19 protein-coding genes and 1 pseudogene are annotated in these 18,438 nt (G+C 70.9%); 9 read left to right on the top strand and 11 right to left on the bottom strand.

Translation table 11 applies throughout. The annotated features are described in order from the left end of the window. From ACILSK_RS13445 to ACILSK_RS13435, 3 genes are read left to right on the top strand one after another with little or no spacing between them, the layout of a single operon-like run. Positions 1 to 414 carry an organic hydroperoxide resistance protein gene (locus ACILSK_RS13445; protein ID WP_395727668.1) on the top strand — a complete coding sequence of 138 codons (414 nt, stop codon included), beginning with the start codon at positions 1 to 3 and terminating at the stop codon, positions 412 to 414. Positions 415 to 433: 19 nt separating this feature from the next. Then, complete coding sequence (locus ACILSK_RS13440; protein WP_395727667.1) at positions 434 to 835, top strand: gamma-glutamylcyclotransferase; 402 nt, start codon at positions 434 to 436, stop codon at positions 833 to 835. 53 nt (positions 836 to 888) lie between these two features. Continuing rightward, on the top strand, positions 889 to 1,161 hold the full coding sequence (locus tag ACILSK_RS13435; RefSeq protein ID WP_395727666.1) for a hypothetical protein: 273 nt from the start codon (positions 889 to 891) through the stop codon (positions 1,159 to 1,161). A gap of 15 nt (positions 1,162 to 1,176) precedes the next feature. Here the strand turns inward: ACILSK_RS13435 and pucL are convergent, their stop codons facing one another. The 4 genes from pucL to allB form a co-directional block, all read right to left on the bottom strand. After that, positions 1,177 to 2,070 carry a factor-independent urate hydroxylase gene (pucL, locus tag ACILSK_RS13430; RefSeq protein WP_395727665.1) on the bottom strand — a complete coding sequence of 298 codons (894 nt, stop codon included), beginning with the start codon at positions 2,068 to 2,070 and terminating at the stop codon, positions 1,177 to 1,179. An 89-nt stretch (positions 2,071 to 2,159) separates the two neighbouring features. After that, a complete protein-coding gene (uraH, locus tag ACILSK_RS13425) occupies positions 2,160 to 2,501 on the bottom strand; it encodes a hydroxyisourate hydrolase (protein WP_395727664.1) in 342 nt (113 codons plus the stop codon). A 17-nt stretch (positions 2,502 to 2,518) separates the two neighbouring features. Beyond that, positions 2,519 to 3,601 (bottom strand): allantoicase, encoded by a 1,083-nt coding sequence (gene alc / locus ACILSK_RS13420; RefSeq protein WP_395727663.1) that lies wholly within the window; start codon positions 3,599 to 3,601, stop codon positions 2,519 to 2,521. A gap of 177 nt (positions 3,602 to 3,778) precedes the next feature. Continuing rightward, positions 3,779 to 5,149, bottom strand: coding sequence for an allantoinase AllB (allB, locus tag ACILSK_RS13415; protein WP_395727662.1), 1,371 nt, complete (start codon positions 5,147 to 5,149; stop codon positions 3,779 to 3,781). 197 nt (positions 5,150 to 5,346) lie between these two features. Here allB and ACILSK_RS13410 point away from each other — a divergent pair, with 197 nt between their 5' ends. Beyond that, positions 5,347 to 6,633, top strand: a complete 1,287-nt coding sequence (locus ACILSK_RS13410) for a hemolysin family protein (protein ID WP_395727661.1) — start codon at positions 5,347 to 5,349, stop codon at positions 6,631 to 6,633. A gap of 187 nt (positions 6,634 to 6,820) precedes the next feature. Here the strand turns inward: ACILSK_RS13410 and ACILSK_RS13405 are convergent, their stop codons facing one another. Both ACILSK_RS13405 and serS read right to left on the bottom strand, forming a co-directional pair. Next, a complete protein-coding gene (locus ACILSK_RS13405; protein WP_395727660.1) occupies positions 6,821 to 8,131 on the bottom strand; it encodes a DUF1254 domain-containing protein in 1,311 nt (436 codons plus the stop codon). A 109-nt stretch (positions 8,132 to 8,240) separates the two neighbouring features. Continuing rightward, entirely contained in the window at positions 8,241 to 9,503 is a 1,263-nt protein-coding gene (gene serS / locus ACILSK_RS13400; protein ID WP_395727659.1) for a serine--tRNA ligase, read from the bottom strand. Between the two features lie 65 nt (positions 9,504 to 9,568). Here serS and ACILSK_RS13395 point away from each other — a divergent pair, with 65 nt between their 5' ends. Then, positions 9,569 to 9,916 carry a metallopeptidase family protein gene (locus tag ACILSK_RS13395; protein ID WP_395727658.1) on the top strand — a complete coding sequence of 116 codons (348 nt, stop codon included), beginning with the start codon at positions 9,569 to 9,571 and terminating at the stop codon, positions 9,914 to 9,916. A gap of 6 nt (positions 9,917 to 9,922) precedes the next feature. Here the strand turns inward: ACILSK_RS13395 and ACILSK_RS13390 are convergent. Next, positions 9,923 to 10,060, bottom strand: a pseudogene (locus tag ACILSK_RS13390) (nuclear transport factor 2 family protein); the annotation flags it as partial. A gap of 242 nt (positions 10,061 to 10,302) precedes the next feature. On the opposite strand from ACILSK_RS13390, the gene ACILSK_RS13385 reads away from it, so the two are divergent. From ACILSK_RS13385 to ACILSK_RS13370, 4 genes are all read left to right on the top strand, one after another. Continuing rightward, positions 10,303 to 11,256: a PfkB family carbohydrate kinase gene (locus ACILSK_RS13385; protein ID WP_395727657.1), complete on the top strand. Its 954-nt coding sequence runs from the start codon at positions 10,303 to 10,305 to the stop codon at positions 11,254 to 11,256. Positions 11,257 to 11,537: 281 nt separating this feature from the next. Continuing rightward, the gene (locus ACILSK_RS13380; RefSeq protein WP_395727656.1) at positions 11,538 to 12,128 is read left to right on the top strand and encodes a TetR/AcrR family transcriptional regulator; all 591 of its coding nucleotides are present in this window, start codon (positions 11,538 to 11,540) and stop codon (positions 12,126 to 12,128) included. Between the two features lie 10 nt (positions 12,129 to 12,138). Next, on the top strand, positions 12,139 to 12,957 hold the full coding sequence (locus ACILSK_RS13375) for a maleylpyruvate isomerase family mycothiol-dependent enzyme (protein WP_395727655.1): 819 nt from the start codon (positions 12,139 to 12,141) through the stop codon (positions 12,955 to 12,957). 197 nt (positions 12,958 to 13,154) lie between these two features. Beyond that, positions 13,155 to 14,486, top strand: coding sequence for a uracil-xanthine permease family protein (locus ACILSK_RS13370; protein WP_395727654.1), 1,332 nt, complete (start codon positions 13,155 to 13,157; stop codon positions 14,484 to 14,486). Between the two features lie 101 nt (positions 14,487 to 14,587). Here the strand turns inward: ACILSK_RS13370 and ACILSK_RS13365 are convergent, their stop codons facing one another. The 4 genes from ACILSK_RS13365 to ACILSK_RS13350 form a co-directional block, all read right to left on the bottom strand. Continuing rightward, positions 14,588 to 15,244: a DUF1707 domain-containing protein gene (locus ACILSK_RS13365; protein WP_395727653.1), complete on the bottom strand. Its 657-nt coding sequence runs from the start codon at positions 15,242 to 15,244 to the stop codon at positions 14,588 to 14,590. A 14-nt stretch (positions 15,245 to 15,258) separates the two neighbouring features. Next, entirely contained in the window at positions 15,259 to 16,041 is a 783-nt protein-coding gene (locus ACILSK_RS13360) for a histidine phosphatase family protein (RefSeq protein WP_395727652.1), read from the bottom strand. A 2-nt stretch (positions 16,042 to 16,043) separates the two neighbouring features. Then, on the bottom strand, positions 16,044 to 16,970 hold the full coding sequence (pheA, locus tag ACILSK_RS13355; protein WP_395727651.1) for a prephenate dehydratase: 927 nt from the start codon (positions 16,968 to 16,970) through the stop codon (positions 16,044 to 16,046). A 133-nt stretch (positions 16,971 to 17,103) separates the two neighbouring features. Then, complete coding sequence (locus tag ACILSK_RS13350) at positions 17,104 to 18,372, bottom strand: polysaccharide deacetylase (RefSeq protein ID WP_395727650.1); 1,269 nt, start codon at positions 18,370 to 18,372, stop codon at positions 17,104 to 17,106. Positions 18,373 to 18,438: the final 66 nt, after the last annotated feature.

Raw genomic sequence — 18,438 nt, 5'->3', positions numbered from 1 at the left:
ATGACCGTCGTGTACACCACCACCGCAGTATCGACCGGCAACGGCCGAAACGGCCACGCCCGGACCACCGACGGCGTGCTCGACCTCGACCTGACCTCACCCCGCCCGGGCGCCGGCCCGGGTGATCCGACCAATCCGGAGCAGCTGTTCGCCGCCGGCTACAGCGCCTGCTTTCACTCGGCGGTCAAGAACCTGGCCAAGGCCGCCGGACTGGACGTCGCCGACTCCTCGGTCAGCGTCGAGATCGGTCTCCTCAAAAACGATTCCGGCTTCAACCTGCAGGCGGCGATCACCGGCGATCTGCCCGGCATCGACCGGGACGTCGCCACTGAACTGCTCGAGTCGGCGCATCAGCGCTGCCCGTATTCGAAGGCGATCCGGGGAAACGTCGATGTCTCCCTGAAGCTCGCCTGACCTCACCGAAGGACATCTCATGACCAGCGTTCCCCTGTTCGTCAACGGCGAGGGCATGCGTGGCGGCTCGGTGCACCACAGCATCGCCGAGCACCCATTCCTGGGCGTCGCGCACACCGCCCCGATCTACCGCTTCTACTCGGTCGGTGATCGCTTCCCGGCCTTGTGGCCGGTCGCGGAGGGTGGGGTGTCCGTCGTCGGTGAGCTCTACGACGTGCCGCTCACCACCTTGCGCGAGCGATTCATCCCCGCGGAGCCCGAGGAACTGGAGCTGTCCGTCATCCAGTTGATCGACGGGTCCTCCGCCGTCGCCGTCGTGCTCCGGCCGAACTACCTGAATTCGGCCGAGCTGGTCGACATCTCCGATCAGGACGGATGGCGGGCCTACCGGAGCCAGGCCGCGGCCACCGCCGGACAGTGAACCGCGCTTCGCTGCGAGGACAACCTTTCGCCGGCCCGCGCGTCCACCCGACCATGGCCACGAACACCCTGATCGCCCCGACCGACCTCATCATCGAGACCGGCGTCCGCGCCACCGTGCTGGTCGTCCGTTTTGCCGACGAGCATTCCACCCGGGACGCCGCCCGGCTCGCCCAGCACCTGACCGGCCACCGGATGCCCGGCGTCGAGGGCGTCGACGTCGTCGACGCCGCCGGCGACGCCCGGGTCGTCATGACCTTCGACCCGCACACCATCACCCGCGGCCACCTCGAGTTGCTGGTCCAGGACGCCGCGTCGCACGTCTGACGGTCCCACCGCAGCTCAGACGAACGCGGCGATGCCCTCCCAGGCACCGTCGGGGACGGCGACGTCGTCCCGGATGATCGACGCCTCGATCAGCCCATAGGGCCGGTCGGCCGCGTAGAACACCTGATTCGGGTTGTCCAGGTCCCACTTGTCCAGGTCGACCAGGAAGTGGTGCTTGTTGGGCAGGGACAGCCGGATCTCCGCGACCTCCGGCACCGCCTCCAGCGCGCCCTTGCCCATCGCGTACAGGGTCTGCTGCAGCGACAGGCTGTGCGTGGTCGCGAAGTTCTCCAGCAGGGCGTCTCGCACCGCGGTGAACGCCGCATCCCAGTCCAGATCGGTGCTCGTGTGGAGCCAGCGGGCGGACACCGCGGTGGCCAGGATCCGGTCGTCGGTCTCGACCAGCGAGGTGTATTCGACCTCGGGAAACCCCCAGAACTCGCTGCCGGTCGACTTCAACACGACCAGGCCGGTCAGCCCGGAGATGACCGTCTCCGCGGCGCCGTCCTTGCGGATCACCGCTGTCCGGCTTTCCGCGGTGCCCTTGCTGAACGCGTGATCGTGCGGGCCGGCGGAGGTGACGATGCGGTCCCAGGAATACTGCTCGACGGCCATCCGGGCGCCGGTGACCTGCTCGTACTTGTCGACGTAGTTGCGGGCCAGGCGCAGCGCGAACTCCTCCGGCGCGCCGACCCCGCCGGTGCGGGCCATCGCGTAGACGGTGTTCTTCTGCGTGTCGGTGGCGATGACCGCGTCGTTCGCGCCGGTCAGATGGGTGTCGGTGAAGTCGCCGATGAGCTGGCTCGTGACGTTGACATCGGTGATCGTGTGCACCGGCGTGCTGCGGTCGACATAGACCATCCGCACCTCGGCCTTGCCGTACTGGTTCTTCCCGAGCACGATCGCCATCCGTCAGCTCCCCACATCGAACCGCCACGAGCCAGCCCATGCTGGCAAACCAATATGACGCGGTGATGTCCGGGGCCTTGCCCCGTCGATCAGGAGCCCAGATACGTCGAGTAGGAGTACGTGCTGGTCAGCACCGCGATGTGGTAGTGCTCGCGGTCGCCCGACAACGCGAACGAGACGCTGATCTGCGGGTAGAACATCGCGCCGTGACGCCGCTCGAAGTAGGCCGCGGTGTCCAGGGTCAGCCGGAACCGGCCGGGGGCCAGGTCGGCCCGGTTGAGCTGGAACACCCGCCCGTCGTCGTCGGTCTCCCCCCGCCCGGCCTCGGTGGCGGTGCCCGGACCGAGGCTCTCGAGCAGGGCGGGGATGCCGGCGGCGGGCCGGCCGATGGTGGTGTCCAGGACGTGGGTGCTCAGCCGGACGATCGTCATGGCGCGAGTATCCCCGCTCACCACGCCAGGGACAGCAGCTGGTCCTGCCGCAGTTCCTTGACCGCGATCCCACCGAGGCCGGCGTCGCTGAGTACCTTGCTCGACGCGCCCTTCGGCAGCCGTTCCAGCCAGTGCGCGATGGCCTGCGACAACGCCTCGGGTAGCAGCTTGCCCATCAACCGGAGCCGGGAGAAGCCACCGTCGGGATACACGTCGACCCGGACGGCGGTCACCTCGGGGTCGGCGGTCATCCGGAACCGGTTCCGGGCATCGGGCGAGATCGGGCTCTCCGGAACGATTTCCCGCCATGGCGAGGTCGCCGTGCGCTGGGCGGACAGCCGCACCCGGCCGGGCGCGTTGCCCAGGAAGTAGCCGGTGTCGATGGTGACGTACTCCAGTTCGGCCGGCCCGGCGAGAGTGACGACGATGTAGTCGTTGCCGGCCGTCCGCCGGCGGGCGGTTTCCCAGCCGTCGGCCATCGATGCCGCCACGCCCGGGTAGAGCAGGTGGCGCGCGTCGGAGTAGAACATGTCCGAGCACTCGGCGATGTCGCCGCCGTGGTGGATCGCGGCCAGGTCGATCCGGTCGCCGAGAACCCGCGGGTCGGGCACCGCCGTGCCCAGCACCCGCAGCCGGGCCACCCCGCCGTCCGGATAGATGTTGAGCCGGACGTGGCTGAACACCTGGCTGTTGTAGACGCGGTAGGTGTTCGCGGTGTCGCCGCGAGCCGCCGAGTTGGGCACGACGGTGATCCACTCGGCGGCGTCCAGCGCGGCCCGGTCCGGGGCGCCGTCCACCCAGGTCGCTTCGACCGACACCTCGGGCGGGAAGTTGCCGCGGAAGAAAGCGGTGTCGACCACGATCTCCTGCAGCACGCCGGGCACCCCGAGGGCGACGACGGCCCAGTCGTGACCGGGGGAGCGCCGGCGGCGGGTCTCCCAGCCGTCATAGATCTTGCCGTGCGGCCCGAAGGTGGTCGTGTCGTGTACCGGGTTCTCGGGGAACAACAGGGCCTCGCAGGGAGCGAAGAACTCGTCGCTGACATACCGCACCGACCCACCCAGCGCCCGGCTGGCCAGGTTGAGATCGGTCCGTTTCATGCGTGCTCCCCGCTCGTCGATCCGTCGTCCCCCGGAGACTATGCGGCGGGTGTCGCGGTCAACCCGCCACCTCCGCCGACGTGAGCCATCCGCAGGTTCCGGGCCGTTGGATTCACCCCGTCGCGAGCATGCGGTTGGCTCAAGTCGACGATGGGCGGTCCCGCACGCGCAGGCCGGTCAGCGGGGGTCGTGGCTGATCAGCCGGCCGGCGACGAGGTCGTCGGAGAGTTCGGTGCCGCGGAGCCAGCAGGCCCGCACCACGCCACGAAGGTCCCGCCCCAGGTACGGGGTGACCTTGTTCTTGTGCCTGATGTCGTCCAGCTCGACGGTGAACGTCTCGGCGTCGGCCAGGACGACGAGATCGGCGTCGGCGCCCACCTCCAGCCGGCCCTTGTGATCGAGACCGGCCAGCGACGCCGGACCGGCCGACATCCATCGCACGACATCGGCCAGCGGCACGCCACGGCGGGCGGCCGCCGCCCAGACCGCGGCGAAACCGAACTGCAGGCCGCCGATTCCGCCCCAGGCCAGACCCAGGTCGCCGACGTCGAGCAGCTTGAGCTCGGCGGTGCTGGGCGAGTGGTCGCTGACGACGATGTCGATCGTCCCGTCGGCCAGCCCGGCCCACAGCGCGTTCTGGTCCGCGCGTCCCCGGATCGGCGGGCAGCACTTGTATTGCGGCGCCCCGTCCGGGATGTCCTCGGCGTCGAAAACGAGGTAATGGGGGCAGGTCTCGGCAGTGATGGGCACGCCGTCGGCCTTGGCCCGGCGGATCATGGCGACCCCGCCGGCGCTGGACACGTGCACGATGTGGGTGCGGCAGCGGGTCTGGGCGGCCCCTTCGATACAGGCGGCGATGGCCGCGGTCTCGGCCGATTCGGGTCGGGACGCGACGAACGCCCGGTAGTCCCGGCCCTGCGGCGTCGGCGAGGTGTGCAGGACACCGGGATCCTCGGCGTGCACCAGCAACATGCCGCCGACCTCGGAAATGGACCGCATCGCAGCTCTCATCTCACCGTTGGTCACCGGCGGGAATTCGGGCACTCCGGAGTCCTGCAGGAAGCACTTGACGCCGAACACGCCGGCCGCGAACAGGTCCGGCAGGTCGGCCAGGTTGGTCGGCACGCAGCCGCCCCAGAAGCCGACGTCGACCCGGCAGCGCCCCCGCGCGGCGGCCCGCTTGGTCGCCAGGGCGGCCGCCGTCAGCGTGGGCGGCAACGAGTTCAGCGGCATGTCGATCAGCGTCGTGACGCCGGCCGCCACGGCCGCGGCGGTCGCGGTGTCGAAGCCCTCCCATTCGGTGCGGCCGGGTTCGTTGACGTGCACGTGCGTGTCGACCAGGCCGGGGATCAGGATCTCGTCGGACTCCAGGGTGGCGGCCAACCGGTGCGGCGGGGCGCTGCCCAGCGGTTCGATGCCGACGATTCGCCCCATCCGCACGGCGACGCTCACCGCCTGCTCGGTGCCGTCGATGAGCGCCCGGGGGGCGTGCACCACCAGATCGACGGGCCGGCCGGAGTCCTGATCGTCGCGCGCAGTTGACCGCATCGCAGCAGGGTAAGCCCGTTCCAGGCGGCCGGGTCAGCGCGGTCGGCTGACCGAGGCGGACGAACCGTCGGGCGGTCGATACGGGCGGCCGGGAGGCCACCGGCCACCGGCCGTCGACCCGCCCGACGCGGGCCCGCGGATCCGCTGACCTGCGCCGTCGGCCAGCGACCCGGCTGACCCGGTGTTACACCAATGGCATGGGCGTCTGGTTGAACCTGCTCGTCGTGCTGGCCCTGCTCGTCATCGGCGGGCTGTTCACCGCGACCGAGCTCGCGCTGGTGTCCTTGCGGCGGGGCGAATTGGACGAGTTGCGATCGCGGGGCAAGCGCGGGGCCCGGGTGGCCCGACTGGCCGGTCAGCCCACCCGGTTCCTGGGCGCCGTGCAGATCGGGTCGATCGTGGCCGGCTTCTTCGCCGCGGCCTACGCGACCGCGACGCTCGCCGAACCGCTCGGCACGCTGATGTCCGGGGATCTGGGTGACGGCGGTGGCGAGACCCTGGCGGTGCTGATCGTCACGCTGGCCACCACCTTCCTCGCGCTGATCATCGCCGAGCTGACCCCGCGCCGGTACGCAATGCAGCGGCCGATGCCGGTGGCGGCGTTCCTCGGGCCACCGTTGGACGTGCTCGCGTCGGTCTTCCGGCCGGTGATCTGGCTGCTGGAGAAGTGCACCAACGGGCTGCTGCGGGTGCTCGGCGTCAACCCGAACGACTCGCGGGCCGAGATGAGCATCGAGGAGGTGCGGGAGCTGGTGCTGACCCACGAGGAGGTGCCCGAGCAGGAGCGGGCGATCATCCGGCAGGTGTTCGCGGCCGGCGACCGCACCGTCCGGCAGGCCATGATCCCGCGGGCGTCGATCGACTTCCTGTCCGCGACCACCACCGGCGCCCAGGCTCGCCGGGCCGCGTGGGAGCACACCCACACCCGGTACCCGGTGCTGGACGGGGACGACGATCGGGTGGCGGGATTCCTGCACGTTCGGGACCTGTTCGCGCCCGAGCTGGATCCGAGCGCGCCGATCAGGGAGCTGATCCGGCCGATCAGCGCCTACCCGCCGAACAAGAAGCTGCTCACGGTGCTGAGCGAGATGCAGACGGGCGCGGAGAACATCGCCGCCGTGGTCGACGAGTACGGCGAGCTCAAGGGAATGGTCACCCTGGAGGACGTCGTCGAGGAACTCGTGGGCGAGATGTACGACGAGTACGACCGGATTCCGACCGCGGTGGCCGGGGGCGCCACGGTCGTCGATGGCCTGACCAGCCTGTCCGACTTCGCCCGCCGGATCGGCGTCGAGCTGCCGGCGGGCCGGTACGACACGGTCGGCGGCTACCTGCAGGCCGCGTTGGACCGCACCCCGCGGGTCGGCGACGCGGTCGAGGTCGGCGGGTACCGGTTGACGGTCGACTCGGTCGATGGGTGGCGGGTCGGTCTGGTCACGGTGGCGCGATTGACCGCCCCGGACCCGGAGCTCGGTCCGGCCTGAACCCAGGACGGGTCCGTTCCGGCGGCCCCCGGTCGGCGCGACCGGCGCACCACCGCCGCAAGTAAGCCGGTCACGCGCCGGTGGCCGAGGCCGGCCCGGTCCCGGTCCCGTCGAACCCGGTGCTCAACGGCCCGGCCGGCGCACACCGCCGGCCGGACCCGGCCGCTGTCAGCTGACGACCGCCCGCTCAGTCCGTCCGGCGGACCGCCGGCGGGGTCCATCGTCCGTCGAGGGCCTCCTCGGCCGGGGCGTACAGGCGCATGGTGATGCCGATCGGGCCGGCCGGGGCGGGTAGCCAGTTGGGCTCGCGTTCCGGGCCCGGGTTGGCGCGCTGGACGTAGATGTCCAGCGATCCGTCGGCCCCGTACGTCAACGGGTCCCGATCGCCGAGGGCGAACCGGTTCAGCTCGTTGGGGATCTGGAAACCCTCGGCGTCGTACATGGTGACCGACCAGAAGGCGTGCACGGGTGGCAGCTGGTCCTTCTCGAAGTGCAGCACGTAGCTGTGGTCACCATGGATCGGCTGCCCGTCGGAATCGGTGAGCAGCAGCGGGTAGATGGCGTCCTGGGCCGGGTTGGCCCCCAGCCCGGCCATGGTGACGGCGGCCCGGCGCAGGTACTCGTTGCCGTAGACGCCCACCGCGGTGGTCAGCACGACCCAGCCGTCCACCGGCACCCCGGCGTGCGCAGCGGTCGCCCGGATTTCCTCGAGCGCGGCACTCGCCCCGGCCTGGACCTCGGCCAGCTCGGCGTCGGTCAGGCCGCTCGCGTCGAACGGCCGGCCGGGCACGATGCCGAGCGGCGCCATCCGCATCAGCTGGGAATTGTCCGTCGGGTGCGGCGGATTGGTGGCCAGCACCTGGCTCGCCAGGGTGAAGAAGTCGATCGCGGACAGACCGTCGACCAGCCGCAACGGCTCCGTGGTGGTGTCGACCGCCGGATCGATCGCGGGGGCGGCCCAGCCGGCCGGTGGAGTGACCCGCCACCCGTCCTGGAACGCCTGCACCGCCGGGTAGTCGGCCGGGCCGTTGGTCTGGGACCGGCCGATCACCCAGACGTGCGGGGTGGGGGCGTGCACGACGTAGGTCGCCGACGGGACCTCGCCCCGGTGACCCGGGCCGACCACCGCGACGGTCTGCGGACCGGTGCCGGTGGTCCGCTTGCCCAGGGTGGCGAACACGTCGGTCCACATGTCCAGCATCGGCGCCATGTAGTAGCGATCAGCGCTGTCCGGCAGGTCCATCACCACCGGACCGCCGGTCAGGTCCAACCAGGCCGACGAGTACAGGGTGTCGAAGTTCGGCCGGACCACTGCCCGGAAGTCGGCCGGCGGGAACTGCCGGATGTGGTTGAACCCGTTGGCCGGTCCGAACGCCGGCTTGGTGCCCGCCGGGGTGTTCACCATCTGGCGCCGCGTCACCTCCATGGTGACCAGCGGGTACAGGTAGACGTACGCCTCCCGGCTCAGGGTCCGCAGGTCGCTTGCCAGCGTGCTCATTCATCCTCCAGGGTCGGGGAACCCGAGAGAATCACTCTCGGTTGACCCTCGAGAGTGGTCGATCACCCGATCGCCTGCGTCACCCGAACCGGATGAGCCGTCCGCGCGTTCAGCGGATCGGTTCGAGCACCTCGCGGCCGCCCAGGCCGGCCTGCAGCGCCTTCGGCACGCGCACCGATCCGTCCGCCTGCTGGTGGTTCTCCAGGATCGCGACGAGCCAGCGGGTGGTCGCCAGGGTTCCGTTGAGGGTGGCGCAGACCTGCGGCTTCCCGTCGTCGTCGCGGTACCGGACGCCGAGCCGGCGGGCCTGGAACGTGGTGCAGTTCGAGGTCGACGTCAGCTCGCGGTAGGTCGACTGGGTGGGCACCCACGCCTCGCAGTCGAATTTGCGCGCCGCCGACGAGCCCAGATCGCCGGCCGCGGTGTCGATCACCCGGTACGGCAGTTCCACGTTCGCCAGCATCTGCTCCTCGAAGCCGAGCAGCTGCTCGTGCTGGGCGGCGGCCTCCTCCGGGCGGCAGAAGACGAACATCTCGACCTTGTCGAACTGGTGCACGCGCAGGATGCCGCGAGTGTCCTTGCCGTAGGAGCCGGCCTCCCGGCGGAAGCACGACGACCAGCCCGCGTACCGCAGCGGCCCGCCGGACAGGTCGAGGATCTCGCCGGCGTGGTAGCCGGCCAGCGGCACCTCGGCGGTGCCGACCAGGTACATGTCGTCGGCCTCGAGCCGGTAGATCTCGTCGGCGTGCGCCCCGAGGAAACCGGTGCCCTCCATGGCTTCCGGCTTGACCAGCACCGGCGGGATCATCGGGACGAACCCGTTGTCGATCGCGGTGCTGACCGCCAGGTTCAGCAGGGCCCACTGCAGCTGGGCGCCGACGCCGCGCAGGAAGTAGAAGCGGGCCCCGGACACCTTGGTACCCCGCTCGATGTCGATCGCGCCCAACCGCTCGCCCAGCTCCACGTGATCGCGGGGCTCGAAGTCGAACTCCGTCGGCGCGCCGACCTCCTTGACGACCAGGTAGTCCTGCTCGCCCCCGGGCGGTGCGCCCTCGATGACGTTCGGCACGGCCAGGTGCGCCGCGGCGAGCACCCCGTTCGCTTCGTTCTCGGCCGCCTCGGCCACCTTGACCTGCGCGGCCAGCTCCTTGCCGCGCTCCAGCAGCGCCGGCCGCTCGTCCTTGGCGGCCTTGCCGACCGTCCGGCCGAAGGCCTTCTGCTCGGCCCGCAGCGAGTCGGCGGTGGCGACCGCCGCGCGCCTCGCCGCGTCCGCCGCCAGCAACCGGTCGACCGCTCCGGAGTCCTCGCCGCGGGCGTGCTGCGAGGCGCGGACACGGTCGGGGTCGTCACGGACGATGCGCAGGTCGATCACCCGGTGAGGGTATCCCGGGTGGTCCGGTCGGCCGGCGCCACCGACCGGGCCTGGACAATGGGCGGGTGGCCGTGCAGATGTCGAAAGGTGAGTTCGAGGACCTCGTCGCCGAGGCCCTCGATCTCGTCCCGGAACAATTCACCCGGGCGATGGACAACGTCGTCATCCTGGTCGAGGACCGGCACCCGACCCAGAACCTGTACGGGCTGTACCACGGGGTCGCGCTGACCTCCCGGACGTCCAGCTACTCCGGGCACCTGCCGGACACCATCACCATCTACCGGCTGCCGATCCTGGCGCACGCCCGGGACGTGGAAGGGGCCCGCGAACAGGTGGCCACCACCGTGATCCACGAGATCGCCCACCACTTCGGCATCGACGACGACCGGCTGGACGAACTCGGCTGGGCCTGACGGCGGTCAGCCGACGCCGGCAACCTCGCGGGCCAGCCAGGGATAGCGGTCGGTGTCCCGACCGGCGTAGTCGGGGTCCAGGTAGATGTGCAGCCGCTGGATCTTGAAGTCCCAGATCTCGAAGATATTGCAGAACCGGCCGGCGCCCCACTGCGGGCTGCCGGCCTGCCAGTCTGCAGGCGGTGCTTCGATCGGGACGCCGACGAGGCCGTGCTCGCCCTCACGGACCATTACCGGCGAACCGCGGACATCCTGGAGCGGGCCTACGCCCCGGACTGATCCGTGGAGCCGACCGGACCCGCGTCCGGCACCGGTCGACACGACCGGAACGGTGGACCTGGCCTACGCTCACCCCGGCCGGATGACCCATGCCCGAGGAGTGCGAGATGCCCACCATTGCCGTCGTCGGTGAAGTCGTCGCCGACGCCGTCCTGCCCCCGGACGGCATTTCCGCGGGCGTGGCCCACCTGACCGTGCACCCGGGCGGCGGGCCCGCCAATACCGCGGTCGCCCTGTCCCGGCTGGGTTCGACGGCGCGGTTCGCCGCCCGGATCAGCGGCGGCGCCCTCGGTGCGCTGTGCCGGGCCAAGCTCGAGGAATCCCTGGTCGATCTGAGCGCGTCGGAAAGCGCGGCGGAGCCGGCCACCCTGGCCATCGCCCGGCTGGACGCGTCGGGGGCGGCGTCGTACGAGTTCTACACGGACGGCACCGCCGACTGGGCCTGGACCGACGCGTCACTGGCCAAGTTGATCGACGGCCCGTTCGGCAGCCACTCCCCGCCCGTCGCCCTGCACACCGGTTCGCTCGCCCTGGCCCTACAGCCGTCCGGTGAGGTGATCGAGAACCTGCTGGCCCGGGCCCGGCCGACGATGACCGTCTCGGTCGACCCGAACCTTCGGCCGCTGCTGGTGCCGGTCGCCTCCTACCGGCTCTGGATCGACCGGTGGGCATCGCTGGCCGACATCCTGCGGCTGTCCGAGGACGACCTCGATCTGCTGTGGCCCGGTTGGACCCCGGAGCAGGCCGCGCTGCATCTGCATGCTTGCGGGGTCCCGCTGGCCGTGGTCAGCCTGGGCGGTGAGGGTGCGTTCGCCTCCCTGCGCGGTGAGCAGGTCCGGGTGCCGATTGCCCCGACCACCCTGGTCGATACGGTCGGCGCCGGCGACTCGTTCCACGGCGGGCTGCTGCATTTCCTGGCCGAGGGCGGTTATCTCGGCGGTCGGCTGGAGACCCTGACGACGGCCGCGCTCGCCCAGGCCCTGGCCTACGCCTCCCGGGTGTCGGCGATCAACTGCTCCCGGGCCGGCGCCAACCCGCCCTGGGCCGCCGAACTCGCCTGAGCGGACCGGTCACCGACCCGCCCCTGCCCTGTCCGCGCCGGTCCGCGCCTCTCGCGCCGGTCCGCGTCTCACGCGCCGGTCCGCACCGCTCTCGCGCCGGTCCGCGCCGCCGAGTGTGCAGCAACCGTCATCATCGGCAGAGACAAGAACGGGTTGCTGCACATTCGGGGCGGAAGAACACCCTTGACGCTGCCGTCGCCTGCGGTCACACTTGAACAGTGTTAGGAAAGACTACGAGCGTTTGGCAGGACCGTCGCAAGGAAGCGACCCGGTCGGCCATCGTGGCGGCAGCGTGGGAAGAGGCGCGTGAGCACGGCCTGGCGACACTGACGCTGCGGCAGCTGGCCGCCCGGATCGGCATGTCGGCGCCGTCGCTGTACACGCACTTCGCCGCCAAACACGCGATCTACGACGCGATGTTCGCCGACGCCTGGCGAGAGGTCGAGCGGCTGCAGGTGGCCATGGTGCTACCCGCGGAGCCACGGGCCGCGCTGCGCACCGTCGCCCGCACGTTCTTCGACTTCTCGACCGCCGACCTGCCCCGGCACCAGCTGATGGACTCCCGGATCATCCCGGACTTCACCCCGACCCCCGAGGCCTACGCGCCCGCGGTCCGCGTCATGACGAACCTGCACAAGCTGTTCGCCACGATCTTCGGCACCGCCCGGAACGAGGACGTCGACCTGTTCTCGGCGCTGGTCGGCGGCCTCATCGATGCCCAGTGGGCCAACGACCCCGGCGGGCAGCGATACGGGCGGTTGCTCGACCGGGCCATCGACATGTTCGCCGACGACATGGGTTTGCCGCCAGCACCGGCGTCCGGTCCTGCGCCGCAACCGGACGAACCGACCCCCGGATCCGATCAGGAATGAGGGAACATCGATGACATCGCCCAAGGGCACCCGACCCGCCATCGCGACGACCCAGCCGACCAATGCCGTGCGGCCGCGAGGTTCCGCCCTGGACCGGGCGACCGCGATGCGGCTGGCGGCTACCGAGTACCAGCGCTACAGCGACCTTCTCGCCGACCTGACGCCACCCGACTGGTCGGCACCGACCGACTGCCCGGGCTGGGACGTCCGGACGATGGCCGCCCATAACCTGGGCATGGCCCGGATGGCCGCCTCGCTCATCGAGACGATCCGGCAGCAGGTCAAAGCCGATCGCCGGGCCCGGAAGACCGGCGAGCAGATGGTCGACGCGCTCACCGCGATTCAGATCGCCGAACGGACCGCGCTCACCCCGGCCGAGATCGTCGCCGACTACCGGCGGACCGGGCCGCGCGCCGCCCGCGGACGCCGCCGGCGCCCCGGCTGGTTCCGGCACGCACGGTTACCCGCCGCCCAACGGGTGAACGGAACGGACGAGCCATGGACCTTCGGCTTCGTCATCGACACCATCCTGACCCGCGACTGCTGGATGCACCGCGTCGACACCAGCCGGGCGACCGGCCGCGACCCGGTCCTGACCGCCGACCACGACGGAGTCATCGTGGCGGACGTGGTGGCCGAATGGTCGAGCAGGTACCGGCCGGCCGGAACACTGGTGCTGACCGGGCCGGCCGGCGGCACCTGGACGTTCCCCGACCCCGGCGACACGATCACGCTCGATGCGGTCGAGTTCTGCCGGATCCTGTCCGGCCGGCCATCCACCCGCGACGCCGACGCGGCGGTCCTGGGCGGCTCCGAGGTCCCGTTCTGACCGCCGGCCGCCCCGGTCGGGCCAGGCGCCGCGAATCGGCCTGACCTCTTTCGCGCCCGCCCAGCGCCGGGACGGCACGGCGCGATCCCGCCCCTGCGTCGCCGCATCGCTTCCGGTGCCCTCCTCCCGTGTCGGATGGTGGCCTCGCCGGCTCGGCCAACTAGCGTCCGACCCAACGCACAGGTCGGGAGGCGCAGATGGCCATCGGTTGGAAGCCCGTCGGGATCGACACGCCGCTGCCGGTCGGTACGCCGGTCAAGCCGGACGAGCGGCTGTCCTGGCCCAAGACCATCGGCGTCGGCGCCCAGCACGTCGTGGCGATGTTCGGGGCCACCTTCGTCTTCCCGATCATCATGGGCCTGGACCCGAACCTGGCAATCCTGATGTCCGGGGTCTGCACGATCCTGTTCCTGCTGATCGTCTCGGGCAAGGTGCCCTCGTACCTGGGCACCTCGGCCAGCTTCGTGGGGGCGGTGGTGGCGATCAGGGCGGCCGGTGGCACCACCGCGAACGTCACCGGCGCGATCCTGGTCGCCGGCCTGACCCTGGCGATCGTCGGGATCGTCGTGCACATCGTGGGTGGGGCGGCGGTTCGCCGGGTGCTGCCTCCCGTGGTCAGCGGCGCCGTCGTCATGCTGATCGGCTTCAACCTGGCGCCGGTGGTCGCCGGGGTCTACTGGCCGCAGGACCCGGGCGTGGCGTTCACCGTCATGGCCTTCACCATCCTGGCCGCGGTCGCGTTCCGCGGGTTCTTCGCCCGGATCGCGGTGTTCCTCGCATTGATCTTCGGCTTCGTGCTGTCCTGGGTGCTGGACGCGGCCCTCGGCCCGATCACGTCGGCCACCGGGACCGGCGAGGTGACCACGCACCTGCGGGTGGACCTGTCCGGGGTGCAGGACGCCGCCTGGTTCGGTCTGCCCACGCTGCACGCGCCGCAGTTCCAGCTGCAGTTCATTCTGCTCGCGCTGCCCGGCGTCATCGCGCTGATCGCCGAGAACACCGGGCACGTGCGGGCGGTCTCGGAGATGACCGGCGAGAACCTGGACCCGTACCTGGGCCGGGCGCTGTTCGCCGACGGGTTCGGCACCGCCCTGTCCAGCGCGGTCGGCGGCTCCCCCACCACCACCTACGCGGAGAACATCGGCGTCATGGCCGCCACCCGGGTGTACTCGACCGCCGCCTACTACGTCGCCGCGGCGGTAGCGATCCTGCTCGGCCTGATCCCTAAGTTCGGTGCGCTGGTGAGCGCCACCCCGGGCGGCGTGCTCGGCGGCATCACCGTGGTGCTCTACGGCATGATCGGCCTGCTCGGCGCCAAGATCTGGATCGAGAACAAGGTCGACTTCGGCAACCCGGTCAACCTGGTGCCGATGGCCGCCGCGATCATCATCGGCATCGGCAACGTGACCATGACGTTCGGCGACGACTTCCAGCTCTCCGGGATCGCCCTGGGATCCATCGTCGCCATCGTCGCCTACCATCTGGCCCGGCTCGTCGCCCCCGCCGCACTGCGCGAACCGCTGGGCTAGCCCGCCCGAGTTGATCATGGCGATCTCTGCGCGACACGCCGACGACACGCCGGCGCGGCGACAGGGATCGCCATGATCAACTTCGAAAGGCGGGGGGCGAGTCAGCCCAACAGGTTGCGCAGCACACCCTGCTTGGGGTGCTTGATGATGATCGACCCGGACTTCTTGACGCCGGTCAGCACCAGCGTCATGCCCCGGCCGGCGGACCGCGGATCGACCTTGTTGTGCACGTGCCCGCCGCGCATCTGCAGACCGTCCACCCGGACGGTGGTGCCGACCGGCACGATCAGCTCGGCCGCCCCGCCGTAATTCGACCGGAACTCGACGGTCACCGTGTTCGATACCAGCTGGGCCTGGGTGAAGTCGAGCTTGGTGCTGGCCCCGGTGCCGCCCACCACGATCAACGGCGGGGCGTTCCAGTAGCCCTTGAAGGTTCGCGCACCCCAGCCGAGCAACTCCAGCACACCGCCGGCCGGCGACACGGCGCCGGAGTACCCCGGCCCGGCGGTCGGCACCGGCCGGGTCGCGGCGGTGGCGTCGTCGACCGACCGGCCGGCGATCTGCAGGCCCGGCAGATCGATCAGCACCGCGTTGAGGTCGCGCCGGGTCCGGGCCGCGATCACCTTGCCGCTGCGCTCGGCGTACTCCTCGATGTCGATCAGCCCGCGCCCGGTGGCCTTTTCCAGCAACGTCAGGACGTGGGCCCGCTCGTCGTCGGAGACCCGCAGGTCGCGGGGGTCGATCGGCGAGCCGGACATGCGGCCCAGGATAGTCAGACCCGCGTGGTCAACGGGCCGCGCGGCCCATCGGGAGTCGGGTCGTCGCTGGTGGGATCCCCACCCGTCGGATCCGGGCCGGTCGGCACCGCGCCGGCCGGATCCTCACCCGCCGGGCCGTCGGCGGCACCGACGTCCAGGCGGGCGCCACCGAGCGCCCGGCCGGCCCACGACTCCATCAGCCAGCCGCCGGCCGGCCGGCTGCTCATGACGATCATGCCGGTGTTGTGCAGCGGATTGAACCGTGCGAACAGGTCGCGGCGCACCGCTTCGTCCGCGCCGCGCACGGTCGACCAGGTGCGCAGGACCGCGCCGTGCGCGAACAGGGCCACCACGGCGTCGTCACCGGCGCGATCGACGACCATCTCGGTCAGTTCCGAGACGACGGCATCGAAACGGGCCACCACCTGCTCCCCTGTTTCACCTCCCGGTACGGCCACCTCGAGCTCGCCGTCCATCCACCGCCGCACGGTGCTCAGGTAGGTGCGCACCGCGTGCTCGTCACCGCGCATCTCCAGATCACCGGCCGGCACCTCGCACAGGCCGTCCCGGATGAGCACGTCCAGTCCGCGGGCCGCGGCCAGCGGCGCGGCCGTGAGCTGGGTGCGGGGCTGGGTGGAGGCGGCGATCAGGTCGATCCGTTGGTCGGCCAGACTGTCCGGCAGCGCGGCGGCCTGCTCCACACCCAGGTCGGTCAGCCCCGGCCCGGGCGGCGCGGTGTCCAGCAGCCCGAGCACGTTCGACGGCGTCTGGCCGTGCCGGATCAGCAGCAGTCGCACGGTCAGTCCCCCCGCTGCCAGCGGCCGACCTGCGCCGCGGCGTCCGCGTAGGCGGTCGGGGTGGCGAACTCGGCCGTCGGGTCGTTGAGCCCGGCCGCCCGCGGGTAGGACCCGAGCCAGCGCAGCAGCGCCTGCCGGCGGATCAACGCGGCGACGACGTCGGCCATCGCCGGGTCCGCGAGGTGCCCGTCGGCGTCGACAAGGAAGTAGTAGATGCCGAGCTTGGAACGGGTGGGCCGGGACTCCAACCGGGTCAGGTTGATCCCCCGGGAGGCGAACTCGGCCAGCACGGCCAGCAGCGAGCCGGGGTGGTTACCGACCGACAACACCAGCGAGGTGCGGTCGTTGCCGGTCGGGGCCGGCGGCCGACCGGGCCGGCGGAGCAACACGAACCGGGTGACGGCGTCCCGCACGTCGCCGATGTCGGCGACCAGGGTGTCGAGCCCGTAGCGGGCGCCGGCCACGGGAGCGGCGGCGGCCGCATCGAGATCGCCCGCGGCGACCGCGGCGGCGGCGGCGGCATTCGATGCGGTCATGACCGCCGCGGCGGCCGGCAACGACCGGGCGAGCCAGGGCCGGATCTGGGCGTGCCCGTGCGGGTGGGCCCCGACGGATCGAATGGAGGCGAGCGAGGTGCCGGGCCGCGCAAGCAGATCGAAGGTGATCGGCACGTAGGTCTCGGCGGTGATCCGCAGCGGAGCGCCGTGGGTGAGCTCGTCCTGGGTGACCGGCACGGCGCCCTCGACGGAACTCTCCATGGCCGCACAGGCGGCGTCCGCCCGGCCCGACCGCACGTCGTCAAGGGCGACCGATACGGTGCCGACCGGGTCCAGGTCGACCGCTGCCGCCGCGGCCAGGGCCCGCGCGGCCTGCTCGGTGAAGGTGCCCTCGGGTCCCAGGTACGCCCATCGCTCCGTTGCCCGACCCACGCCGTTCACCCTATCCAGACCGCTCCGGCCAACCCGGTTGTCCTTGTCACCGGAATCTGCGCAGGCCCGTTCACCGTGCTCGATCTCCCTTGCGAGCCCGGCCCGACTCGACGCCCCAATCGGGCCGCGGGAATCAGCCGCCGGAGCCGGTCTCCGGCGCCTGGGCCTGCAGCTGGGCCAGCCGATCCGGATCCTGCACGCTCATCCAGGCCAGCACGTCCCGGAACGGCACGCACTGCACGTCGGGCTGACCGCACTTCTCCAGGACGAACTTGGTCAGGGCGTCTTCGTAGGCATTGTTGTTCCACGCATTGAAGTGGTTCCCCAGCACGAGCGGCGCCCGGTTGCCGTTCCAGGTCGCGTTGAACATGTCGTTGTAGGTCTGGTACACCTGTTCGGAATCGGCCGCCGACTGCTCGGGCGTCACACCCTTGCTGTCGGCACCGCGCTGCGTGTAATAGAAGTTGTAATCCATGGTGATCTGCTGCTTCCCGGTGCCGTTGATCGGGAAGGTCGCCATGCCGAACTGCCAGATCTTGTACTGCTGCGACTGCTTCGGCCAGGAGATGCCGGTCTTGGTGAACGACGAGTCGTAGGTGATGCCGTGATCGACCAGGGCCGGGAACAGCTCCTCGGCCTTGCCCTCCAGACACGGGGTGCGCTCGCCGCGCACCTCCTGCTTCGGGTCGAAGGCCAGGGTGTCCATCTGCACGCCGGGGTTGTTCGCCTTGACGTTCGCGATCATCGAGTAGAACTGGTCGAGCTCGTTGTTCCAGTCGGCGGTCGACCACTGATTGCCGCTCGGCTCGGCGCCCGCACAGAAGTGTCCGTTGAAATGGGTGCCGATCTCGTTGCCCTCGGCGTAGGCCTGATTCAGGTCCTTGATCTCGATGGGCAGGTCGGTGGCGCTGTTCCAGTTGATCGACGAGTTGCCCGGGCTGTGCCCCGGCCCCTGGTAGGCCATCTTGGTCTCGTCGGAGAGCATGTAGGTGCCCGACAGGAAACCGGTGAAGTGGAACGGCACCTTGGTACCGACGTCGAACCAGTGCTGCCACTTCTCGTGCCAGCCGACCCCGTCGAAGCTGACGACGATGAACTGCGGAGGCTTTTCCCCCGGCTGGAGCTTCTTGGGCACGAACCCGGACGGCATCGCGACGCCCTCCTGGACCGTGCCGTCACCGGACTGGGTCGAGGCCGCGGAGGACGACGGGGCCGCCGACGACGACGCCGCGGGGCTGGAGGCCGCCGGCACGGAGGTTGCCGGGCTCGATTCCGGGCCGGCGGTCACGAAGCTGGTCACCGTGACGTCGCCGGCCGCGCCGGAATTGCCGCAGGCGGCCAGCAACAGGGCCAGCACCCCTGTCACGGCGATCAGAGCCTTGCGCCGACGTCCCACCCGCATTGAATCCTCCGCATTTCGCCACCCACGGCCAGCCCACAGCGCGCGCCCAGGGCACACGCGGCTTCT

The sequence above is a fragment of the Nakamurella sp. genome (assembly GCF_044224575.1).
GTDB lineage: Bacteria > Actinomycetota > Actinomycetes > Mycobacteriales > Nakamurellaceae > Nakamurella.
This window is presented reverse-complemented; position numbering and strand designations above follow the sequence as displayed.

What these genes read in the sequence shown, in the direction of transcription:
- ACILSK_RS13445 (WP_395727668.1), top strand. Translation starts at nt 1, where the DNA reads ATGACCGTCGTGTACACCACCACCGCAGTATCGACCGGCAACGGCCGA.
- ACILSK_RS13440 (WP_395727667.1), top strand. Translation starts at nt 434, where the DNA reads ATGACCAGCGTTCCCCTGTTCGTCAACGGCGAGGGCATGCGTGGCGGC.
- ACILSK_RS13435 (WP_395727666.1), top strand. Translation starts at nt 889, where the DNA reads ATGGCCACGAACACCCTGATCGCCCCGACCGACCTCATCATCGAGACC.
- pucL (WP_395727665.1), bottom strand. Translation starts at nt 2,070, where the DNA reads ATGGCGATCGTGCTCGGGAAGAACCAGTACGGCAAGGCCGAGGTGCGG.
- uraH (WP_395727664.1), bottom strand. Translation starts at nt 2,501, where the DNA reads ATGACGATCGTCCGGCTGAGCACCCACGTCCTGGACACCACCATCGGC.
- alc (WP_395727663.1), bottom strand. Translation starts at nt 3,601, where the DNA reads ATGAAACGGACCGATCTCAACCTGGCCAGCCGGGCGCTGGGTGGGTCG.
- allB (WP_395727662.1), bottom strand. Translation starts at nt 5,149, where the DNA reads ATGCGGTCAACTGCGCGCGACGATCAGGACTCCGGCCGGCCCGTCGAT.
- ACILSK_RS13410 (WP_395727661.1), top strand. Translation starts at nt 5,347, where the DNA reads ATGGGCGTCTGGTTGAACCTGCTCGTCGTGCTGGCCCTGCTCGTCATC.
- ACILSK_RS13405 (WP_395727660.1), bottom strand. Translation starts at nt 8,131, where the DNA reads ATGAGCACGCTGGCAAGCGACCTGCGGACCCTGAGCCGGGAGGCGTAC.
- ACILSK_RS13385 (WP_395727657.1), top strand. Translation starts at nt 10,303, where the DNA reads ATGCCCACCATTGCCGTCGTCGGTGAAGTCGTCGCCGACGCCGTCCTG.
- ACILSK_RS13375 (WP_395727655.1), top strand. Translation starts at nt 12,139, where the DNA reads ATGACATCGCCCAAGGGCACCCGACCCGCCATCGCGACGACCCAGCCG.
- ACILSK_RS13370 (WP_395727654.1), top strand. Translation starts at nt 13,155, where the DNA reads ATGGCCATCGGTTGGAAGCCCGTCGGGATCGACACGCCGCTGCCGGTC.
- ACILSK_RS13365 (WP_395727653.1), bottom strand. Translation starts at nt 15,244, where the DNA reads ATGTCCGGCTCGCCGATCGACCCCCGCGACCTGCGGGTCTCCGACGAC.
- ACILSK_RS13350 (WP_395727650.1), bottom strand. Translation starts at nt 18,372, where the DNA reads ATGCGGGTGGGACGTCGGCGCAAGGCTCTGATCGCCGTGACAGGGGTG.